Annotated in this window: 7 protein-coding genes; 6 read left to right on the top strand and 1 reads right to left on the bottom strand. The window is 39.5% G+C overall.

The features are described 5' to 3' along the window. The first annotated feature begins 128 nt into the window (after positions 1-128). The 6 genes from HMPREF2728_RS00695 to polA all read left to right on the top strand — a co-directional run bounded on the left by HMPREF2728_RS00695 (position 129) and on the right by polA (position 8,147). Positions 129-2,102: a DHH family phosphoesterase gene (locus HMPREF2728_RS00695; protein ID WP_075226770.1), complete on the top strand. Its 1,974-nt coding sequence runs from the start codon at positions 129-131 to the stop codon at positions 2,100-2,102. Next, positions 2,099-2,551 carry a 50S ribosomal protein L9 gene (gene rplI, locus HMPREF2728_RS00690; RefSeq protein ID WP_000864204.1) on the top strand — a complete coding sequence of 151 codons (453 nt, stop codon included), beginning with the start codon at positions 2,099-2,101 and terminating at the stop codon, positions 2,549-2,551. The genes HMPREF2728_RS00695 and rplI overlap by 4 nt, the downstream gene beginning before the upstream one ends. Positions 2,552-2,593: 42 nt before the next feature. Beyond that, complete coding sequence (dnaB, locus tag HMPREF2728_RS00685; RefSeq protein ID WP_000852500.1) at positions 2,594-3,952, top strand: replicative DNA helicase; 1,359 nt, start codon at positions 2,594-2,596, stop codon at positions 3,950-3,952. Next, positions 3,949-4,215 carry a Veg family protein gene (locus HMPREF2728_RS00680; protein WP_000128621.1) on the top strand — a complete coding sequence of 89 codons (267 nt, stop codon included), beginning with the start codon at positions 3,949-3,951 and terminating at the stop codon, positions 4,213-4,215. Before dnaB ends, HMPREF2728_RS00680 begins: the two co-directional genes overlap by 4 nt. 100 nt (positions 4,216-4,315) lie before the next feature. Next, entirely contained in the window at positions 4,316-5,449 is a 1,134-nt protein-coding gene (locus HMPREF2728_RS00675) for an N-acetylmuramoyl-L-alanine amidase family protein (protein WP_075226769.1), read from the top strand. Between the two features lie 64 nt (positions 5,450-5,513). Further along, positions 5,514-8,147, top strand: coding sequence for a DNA polymerase I (gene polA / locus HMPREF2728_RS00670; RefSeq protein ID WP_075226768.1), 2,634 nt, complete (start codon positions 5,514-5,516; stop codon positions 8,145-8,147). Between the two features lie 105 nt (positions 8,148-8,252). On the opposite strand, the gene HMPREF2728_RS00665 is transcribed toward polA, so the two are convergent. Then, positions 8,253-9,701: an APC family permease gene (locus tag HMPREF2728_RS00665; protein ID WP_075226767.1), complete on the bottom strand. Its 1,449-nt coding sequence runs from the start codon at positions 9,699-9,701 to the stop codon at positions 8,253-8,255. Between the last annotated feature and the right edge of the window lie 402 nt (positions 9,702-10,103).

Here is a 10,103-nt window from a genome sequence, read left to right as displayed (position 1 = left end):
AAGTGGTTTACACTAGTGTAAACCACTTTTTAGTTTGGATGTTTTACTATTATTTGAAAATAGTGTTCCCTCTTTAAAAGTCGCATTTTGGCTACAATTATGGTATAATAATGCGCAAGAGGTTTGTAATGAAAAAAAATGAAATAAATCCCTTTTTTATGTATCTGATTGCTATGGTAACCTTTACGATTATGACCATTTTGATTGTGTTAGTAAAGGATAATCTTATCACTATAGCAAGTCTATTTTTATTTATCGTATTCTATGTTCTGCTATTTAATTTCCAGAAAAAATATTACAAAAAAACAGATATCGAGCAAATCCAGTATGTCAATCATCAGGCTACGGATAGTTTGAGTGCTCTGTTGGAGCAAATGCCTGTCGGGGTTGTTAAATTAAATATGGACAGCAGTGAGATTGAATGGTTCAATCCCTATGCGGAATTAATTTTGACAACTGAGGATGGAGAAATTGATTTTCCTCAATTTCAAAAGATTTTAAAGAGTTCGATTTCTACTCCAGGGTCTTATGCCATTGTTGGGGAGAAACGATATGCAGTGCATTTAGATAGAAATTCAGGTGTCTTATACTTTTTTGATGTTTCTGGTGAGTATGAGGCGACTGTTGAGCTTGTGACAAGTAGACCGGTAATCGGGATTATCTCAGTTGATAACTATGATGATTTGGAAAATGAAACGTCTGAATCAGACATTAGTCATATCAATAGTTTTGTTGCAAATTTTGTTTCAGAATTTGCTGGGAAACATGCCATGTTTTCTCGTAGAGTGAGTATGGATCGGTTTTATCTATTTACTGACTACACTGTACTTGGTCACTTGATGCAGGATAAGTTTTCTGTGATTGATACCTTTCGTGAAGAAGCCAAGCAACGGAATTTACCACTAACGATGAGTATGGGAGTTTCTTATGGCGATGGGAATCATGATCAGATTGGGAAGGTGGCTCTTCTTAATCTCAACTTAGCTGAAGTTCGTGGTGGTGACCAAGTTGTCGTAAAAGAGAATGATGAAACTAAAAATCCAATCTACTTTGGAGGAGGTTCAGCTGCATCTGTTAAACGTACTCGGACACGAACTCGTGCCATGATGACAGCTATTTCAGATAAACTTAAAAGTGTCGATCGAGTTTTTGTGGTTGGTCATAAGAATCTGGATATGGATGCTCTTGGCTCAGCGGTTGGAATGCAGTTGTTTTCGAGTAATGTACTGGAAGATAGTTATGTGATTTATGATCCTACAGAGATGTCTCCAGATATTGCTCGAGCGGTTAACTATTTGGAAGAGGAGGGTGTTTCAAAACTTCTTCCTTTAGGCCAGGCTATGACAATGGTTACCAAACGTTCCTTGCTTGTGATGGTTGACCATTCTAAGACAGCTTTAACCTTATCCAAAGAGTTTTATGATTTGTTTACACAGACGATTGTCATTGACCATCACCGTCGCGACCAAGATTTTCCAGATAATGCGGTTATTACCTATATCGAGAGTGGAGCAAGCAGTGCTAGTGAACTTGTAACTGAGTTGATTCAATTTCAAAACTCTAAGAAGAAACGTTTGAGTCGCATTCAGGCTAGTGTTCTTATGGGGGGAATGATGTTGGATACTAAAAATTTCACCTCTCGGGTAACTAGTCGAACTTTTGATGTTGCAAGTTATCTCAGAACGAGAGGGAGTGATAGCATTGTCATTCAGGAAATTTCGGCCACGGATTTTGAAGAATATCGATTAGTAAATGAGTTAATTTTACAAGGGCAAATGGTGCAGCCATCAATCCTGGTTGCTCAAGCTTTGGAGGATAAAGAGTACGATACGGTTGTTATTAGTAAGGCTGCTGACGCTATGCTTGCTATGTCTGGTATAGAGGCCAGCTTTGTACTTGCTAAGAATAGTCAAGGAGCAATCTCCATTTCTGCACGAAGCAGAAGTAAGATCAATGTCCAACGAATTATGGAAGAGTTAGGTGGCGGTGGTCACTTTAACTTAGCTGCGGCACGTTTGACAGATATGAGCCTGCAAGAAGCAGGAGATAAACTGAAAACAGTTATTTTTAATGAAACAAAAGAAAAGGAGTCAGAAGAATGAAAGTAATCTTTTTAGCAGATGTTAAAGGTAAAGGAAAAAAAGGTGAAATTAAAGAAGTGCCAACTGGATATGCACAAAACTTTTTAATTAAGAAAAACCTTGCTAAGGAAGCTACAGCTCAAGCTATTGGTGAGTTGCGTGGTAAACAAAAATCAGAAGAAAAAGCACATGCAGAGATGCTTGCAGAAGCGAAGGAAATTAAAGCAAAACTGGAAGCAGAAGAAACCATCGTTGAGTTTGTTGAAAAAGTTGGTCCAGATGGACGTACATTTGGATCTATTACCAACAAGAAAATTGCAGAAGAATTGCAAAAACAATTTGGTATTAAAATTGATAAACGCCACATTCAAGTTCAATCACCAATCCGAGCAGTTGGTTTGATTGATGTTCCGGTGAAGATTTATCAAGATGTGACAAGTGTAATCAATCTTCGTGTCAAGGAAGCTTAATTTACGATTGGTTGACAACATTGTAAAAGGAAGGAAAGTCTGATGGCAGAAGTTGAAGAACTGCGTGTTCAGCCTCAAGATATTCTGGCAGAACAATCTGTGTTGGGAGCCATTTTTATTGATGAGACTAAACTCGTTTTTGTCCGAGAATATATCGATTCACAGGACTTCTTTAAGTATGCTCACCGTTTGATTTTTCAGGCTATGGTTGATTTGTCTGATCGTGGAGATGCTATTGATGCAACCACAGTTCGGACTATACTAGATAGCCAAGGTGATTTACAAACTATCGGAGGCTTGTCTTATCTGGTTGAGATTGTCAATTCAGTGCCAACCTCTGCTAATGCGGAATACTATGCTAAAATTGTAGCAGAAAAGGCCATGCTTCGACGTCTGATTGCTAAGTTGACAGAGTCTGTAAACCTAGCCTATGAAGCTTCTCAACCTGCTGACGAAATTATCGCTCGTGCAGAAAAAGGCTTGATTGATGTCAGTGAGAATGCCAATCGAAATGGTTTTAAAAATATTCGCGATGTATTGAATATTAACTTTGGAAATCTAGAAGCTCGTTCGCAACAGACTTCAGATATCACGGGTATTGCGACAGGCTATCGAGATTTAGATCATATGACGACAGGTCTGCATGAGGAAGAATTGATTATTTTGGCAGCTCGTCCTGCGGTTGGTAAGACAGCCTTTGCTTTGAATATTGCGCAAAATATCGGAACCAAACTCGATAAGACAGTTGCTATTTTCTCTCTGGAAATGGGTGCTGAAAGTTTGGTCGATCGTATGCTGGCTGCGGAAGGCTTGGTAGAGTCACATTCTATCCGTACGGGTCAATTGACCGAGGAAGAATGGCGTAAGTATACGATTGCTCAGGGTAATCTGGCTAATGCAAGTATCTATATTGATGATACACCTGGGATTCGGATTACAGAAATTCGATCTCGTTCCCGTAAACTGGCTCAAGAAACAGGTAATCTAGGCTTGATTTTGATTGACTATCTTCAGCTTATCACTGGAACTGGTCGAGAAAATCGTCAACAAGAAGTATCTGAGATTTCCCGTCAGTTGAAAATCTTAGCAAAAGAACTCAAAGTTCCAGTTATAGCTCTTAGTCAGCTTTCTCGTGGTGTAGAGCAACGTCAAGATAAGAGACCAGTTTTGTCTGATATTCGTGAATCTGGATCTATCGAGCAAGATGCTGATATCGTAGCCTTTCTCTATCGTGATGACTATTATGAGCGTGGTGGTGAAGAAGAGGAAGGCATTCCAAATAATAAAGTAGAAGTGATTATCGAGAAAAACCGTAGCGGTGCTCGCGGAACGGTAGAATTGATTTTCCAAAAAGAATATAATAAATTTTCAAGTATTTCGAAGATGGAGGAACCAAGATGACAGACGCATTTACAGATGTGGCTAAAATGAAAAAAATCAAAGAAGAAATTAAGGCGCATGAGGGACAAGTGGTGGAAATGACCCTAGAAAATGGTCGTAAACGCCAAAAAAATCGTTTAGGAAAACTAATTGAGGTTTATCCTTCGCTCTTCATCGTTGAGTTTGGAAATGTTGAAGGAGACAAACAGGCAAATGTCTATGTTGAATCTTTCACCTATTCAGATATTTTAACAGAAAAGAACTTAATTCATTATTTGGATTAAGGATAATCATGAAAGTGGGAAGTTTCTCACTTTTTTCTTTTTCTTTCGAATGATATAGATGAGGTCAACCTCAAAAATCTAATTATTTGAAGGAGAATGAATGACATTTACTAAAGCAGGACATAAAAAGGGAACTTTTCTCAGAAAGACAGCTGTAGGATCAGCTTCACTATTACTAGCAGGAGTTTTTTTGTTTGGTGGAGGAACTGTTCATGCCAACCAGGCAAACAATGGATCACTGGCACGAGGAGATGATTATCCCTATTATTATAAAAATGGAAGTCAAAAAATTGATAAGTGGCGTATGTACTCGGGACAATGCACCTCTTTTGCTGCTTTTCGTTTAAGTAGTGTCAATGGTTTTGAACTACCAGCTGCTTATGGGAACGCTAATCAATGGGGTTATCGAGCCCAAAAAGAAGGCTATCGGGTGGACCAGCAACCAGCAATTGGTGCGATTGCTTGGAGTACAAGAGGGCAGTACGGTCACGTAGCCTGGGTATCTAATGTGATTGGAGACATGATTGAAATCGAGGAGTACAATTATGATTATACAGAAACATATCATAGTAGAATTGTAAAGGCGAGTTCTATGACTGGTTTCATTCACTTTAAAGATGTAGGGAATGCTAGTGTAGGGCATCATCAGTCTCTACTAGCTTTCAGTGGAACTCATCACTTCACAGAAAAATCTGCTATTATGGACCAGCCATCATTGACATCTACTGTTATCGATTACTACGAAGCTGGAATGAGTGTTCATTATGATCAAACCTTTGAAAAAGAAGGCTATAAATGGATTAGTTATATTTCACGAAGTGGAAACAGACGTTATATCCCCTTAACTAAAACAGGTAGCTCTAAAAATGGTTGGGCAAAAGAGGGAACAAGTTGGTACTACTATGAAAATGGTCAGATAGCCGTCGGTTGGAAGAAGATTAATGGGAACTGGTATCATTTGCAAGCTGATGGTAGAATGACAACAGGTTGGTTAAAAGATGGTTCGAATTGGTATTACTTGAAGTCATCTGGTGAAATGCAGACAGGTTGGTTGAAGGATAAAGGTATTTGGTATTATCTGGAAAGTTCTGGAGCTATGAAAACCAACCAGTGGTTCCAGGTTTCAGGAAAACATTACTATGTAAATGCATCTGGAGAATTGGCAGTAAATACTACTATCGATGGATTTCAAGTTGATGGCGATGGAGTTCGAGTAGAAAAACCAGTCTCATAAGTGTTATTCAGCATTTGGGCTCTTCCTAATGGTATTTTTCCCTGCTTTCCTTTATAATGGGTGTATGGACAAGAAAAAATTACTACTAATTGACGGTTCTTCAGTTGCTTTCCGAGCATTTTTTGCACTTTACCAGCAACTGGATCGTTTTAAAAATGACAATGGACTACATACCAATGCAATCTACGGATTTCATCTGATGTTAAATCACCTACTGGAGCGTGTTCAACCGAGTCATATCTTGGTTGCTTTTGATGCGGGGAAGACGACTTTCCGTACAGAGATGTATGCTGATTATAAGGGTGGTCGTGCCAAGACTCCGGATGAGTTTCGTGAGCAATTTCCTTTTATTCGTGAGTTGCTAGACCATCTTGGGATTCGTCATTATGAGTTAGCTCAGTATGAAGCAGATGATATCATCGGGACTCTGGGGCGTTTGGCTGAAAAGGATTCTTTTGATGTAACTATCGTCAGCGGAGACAAGGACTTGATTCAGTTGACAGATGAGCATACTGTGGTTGAGATTTCTAAGAAAGGTGTGGCTGAGTTTGAGGCCTTTACACCGGCTTATCTCATGGAAAAGATGGGAATCACACCAGCTCAGTTCATTGATCTCAAGGCACTCATGGGGGATAAGTCAGATAATATTCCTGGGGTCACTAAGATTGGTGAGAAGACTGGTATCAAGCTTTTGCTTGAACATGGCTCGCTTGAAGGTATTTATGAGAACATTGATAGCATGAAGGCTTCAAAGATGAAGGAAAATCTTGTCAATGACAAGGAACAAGCCTTTCTGTCTAAAACACTGGCAACTATCGATACTAAGGCACCGATTGAGATTGGCCTAGATGATTTGGTTTATAGCGGTCCAGATATTGAAAACCTCGGAAAATTCTACGATGAGATGGGCTTTAAACAACTCAAGCAGGCTTTAAATGTATCATCAGCTGATGTGGCTGATAGTTTGGACTTTACTATTGTTGACCAAGTCAGTCAAGATATGCTAAGTGCGGACTCCATCTTTCACTTTGAACTCTTTGGAGAAAACTACCATGCAGATGACTTGATTGGTTTTGCTTGGTCTTGTGGAGACAAGCTCTATGCTACAGATAAGTTGGAACTCTTGCAGGAGCCAATTCTCAAGGAATTTCTAGAAAAAAAACCTCTGAAAGTGTATGACTTTAAGAAAGCTAAAGTTCTCTTAAATCGTTTTGGTTTGAATTTACAGGCTCCAGCTTTTGACAGTCGCTTGGCCAAATACCTTCTCTCTACTGTCGAGAATAATGAAATTTCAACTATCGCTAGTCTCTACGGCCAAACTTATTTGGTTGATGATGAGACCTTCTACGGTAAGGGGATCAAGAAAGCTATCCCTGAGAGAGAGACATTCTTGGAGCACTTGGCTCGCAAGGTTGCTGTGCTGGTTGAGACAGAGCCTGTATTGCTTGAAAAGTTAAGTGAAAACGGACAATTAGACCTTCTCTATGAGATGGAGCAACCTCTGGCCTTTGTTCTTGCTAAGATGGAAATCGCTGGGATTAAGGTTAAAAAAGAAACTCTAATCGAGATGCAAGTTGAAAATGAGCTTGTCATTGAAAAGCTGACTCAAGAGATTTATGAATTGGCTGGTGAGGAGTTTAACATCAACTCGCCTAAGCAGTTGGGCGAACTACTTTTTGAAAAGTTAGGTCTCCCTATAGAATACACCAAGAAAACCAAGACAGGTTACTCAACAGCAGTGGATGTGTTAGAGCGCCTAGCTCCTATTGCCCCAATCGTCAAGAAAATTTTAGATTATCGTCAGATTGCTAAAATTCAATCGACTTATGTGATTGGTTTGCAGGATTGGATTTTAGCGGATGGCAAGATTCACACGCGCTATGTTCAAGATTTGACTCAGACAGGGCGTCTGTCTAGTGTCGATCCAAACTTGCAAAATATTCCTGTTCGCTTGGAACAAGGTCGCCTCATTCGTAAGGCTTTCGTGCCAGAGTGGGAGGATAGTGTCCTTCTTAGCTCTGACTATTCACAGATTGAGTTGCGAGTTTTGGCGCATATCTCTAAAGATGAGCACTTAATCAAGGCCTTCCAAGAGGGAGCTGATATCCATACCTCGACAGCCATGCGTGTCTTTGGAATTGAACGTCCTGAGGATGTGACTCCAAACGACCGTCGCAATGCCAAGGCTGTCAACTTTGGAGTGGTTTACGGAATTTCAGACTTTGGTTTATCCAATAACCTAGGTATCAGCCGTAAAGAGGCTAAGGCATACATCGACACTTACTTTGAACGCTTTCCTGGTATCAAAAATTACATGGATGAAGTCGTTCGTGAGGCGCGTGATAAGGGTCATGTAGAGACTCTCTTCAAACGTCGTCGTGAGTTGCCAGATATTAATTCGCGTAACTTTAACATTCGTGGTTTTGCAGAGCGTACAGCTATCAACTCACCTATCCAAGGTTCGGCTGCAGATATTCTCAAAATCGCTATGATTCAACTAGATAAAGCATTGGTAGAGGGTGGTTATCAGACTAAGATGCTTCTACAAGTACACGATGAAATTGTTCTTGAAGTGCCTAAGTCAGAATTAGCTGCCATAAAAAAACTCGTCAAACAAACCATGGAAGAAGCCATTCAACTCAGTATACCCCTGATTGCTGATGAAAATGAAGGCGTGACTTGGTATGAAGCCAAGTAGAAAATAAACAATCAAACAAAAAGAAATCCCCTTGAACGCTACTGTTCAAAGGGATTTTTCTTTCAGGAAAAGACAAAAGTGATACTATCTAGCTAATAGTAGGATTTATTTGATTTGTTTCTTTTGTTCTTTTTTTGCAAGGATTGGTAGAATCACACCTAAACCAATCAGAATAATTGGTGTCAAGATGTTTGTTAGAAGAGAGAATTGCCAAGCAGTTGGATTCTCAGCATAGCTAATTTTTGGAACCATACCAAGGATACAAGCAAAGGCAGTAAAGAGGAAGCACCAAGTACCGATAACAAAGCCAATTTTAGGATTATTCACAAACTTGTATTCGGCATTTTTGTATGTTTTCCAAGCGCGATTGAGCATCATATAGGCAAGGAATACCCAGAGGTAACGCATTGGCATTACGATAGAATTGAGGTTGGTCATCCATTTTACAAGTCCGTCAATTTCCTGAATACCAAAAATTGGAAGGATGATGATAAGGCTAACGAGGACACCTGTAAGAAGGTAGCCGTTAATGAGGACACCTTTTTCAGTACGTTTACGAAGCCAGCTTGGGATGTAGTTTTCATCAGCGTTATTGAGAAGGATTTGCAATGGCGCGTCAATAGAGAAGGCAAGTGCTGCGATTTGTCCGACCATATTTGTAAGAGCGTAAATCACGACAAATAGGTTTCCAACTCCCCAAGAATTTCCTAACATTTGGAAGGCTTGATAAGCGCCATTACGCATGAGGTCTTCAGGGATATTATTGCCATCAAATAGCATTCCCATGGCAACTGAACCAAGGATAGCAGAGAGTCCTACCATGATTGCCATGACAATCATGCCTTTTGGAAATTCTTTTGCAGGATTGCGAGTTTGATTCACATAAGGGGAAATTTTTTCACAACCACCAACTGCAAAGACCAGTAGTGAGATGGTTGTAAAATAAGAAAAATCAAAGTTTGGAATGTAAGTGCTCAGTTGATCCATGTGTGGTGTCGCAAACTGAATATCTGGCTTGATGAAAGGCAGACCAACAGCCAAAAGCACAAAGAGTAGTGACATAATCAACATGGCACTTCCTGCCAAGCTACCGATGACTTTCAGTGTTGTCAATCCTTTTGTAGAAAGATAGAGGAAAAGTCCAAAGATTAGCAAACAGAGAATAACGATCCAGTGGATGTCAATTTGTTTAAGAAATTGTCCGTTACCTTGCAAGGCCCATCCAAGCGGAATCAGAATTCCTTGAGGTTTTTGTGCGAGATAAGGGATATGCACAACCCAGTAGGTCCAAGCAGCAAAGTAGGCTAGACGTTTGGTTGATGTTTTTTCAACCCAGTCACTAACACCGCTTCCGCTTTCCTTAAAGGTAGAACCTAGTTGTCCAACGATGAGGGAGTATGGGATAAAATAGAGTGCGAGGATCAAAATCCAAGATACGACGACTGAAATCCCCTGTTGAGAATAGTTGTTGACGACGTTTCCGAGCCCCCAAACCATGTTGAAAGCAATCAGAGAAACCATCAGCCAATTAAGTTGGTGTTGATCTTTTTTCATAATGTCTCCTTTTCTATTAGTTTCAGTATATCATGTTTTTTTGAAAGCGCCTAACAAAATTCGAAATTTCCTATAAAAAATGTAGGCGGATTTATCAGATGGAGTTTGTACTTGAGTAAAAGTTATACACAATCTGTGGATAACTTTGTAAAATAAAAAATTGTTTTCCAAATGTTAGTGTAGAAAAAAGAGATAGAATGTGTGAGTTGGGTACTAAGCTAGTCGGTTATAAAGACTGATAGAACAGTCTATTGAGGGTGTTTTATTTTAGAATGTCAAAAAAATGGTTGAGAGAAATCGTTTGGAAATATATGAAATTGATTTGAAAGTTATGCACAATCTGTGGATAACTTTGTGGGAGATTTACTATAAATCAGAAAATCCCCTTGTACATGACAAGGG

This window comes from Streptococcus sp. HMSC061D10 (genome assembly GCF_001808865.1).
In the GTDB taxonomy this organism is placed as follows: Bacteria; Bacillota; Bacilli; order Lactobacillales; family Streptococcaceae; genus Streptococcus.
The sequence above is the reverse complement of the archived record's forward strand: the minus strand, read 5'-3'. Positions and strand labels throughout refer to the sequence as shown.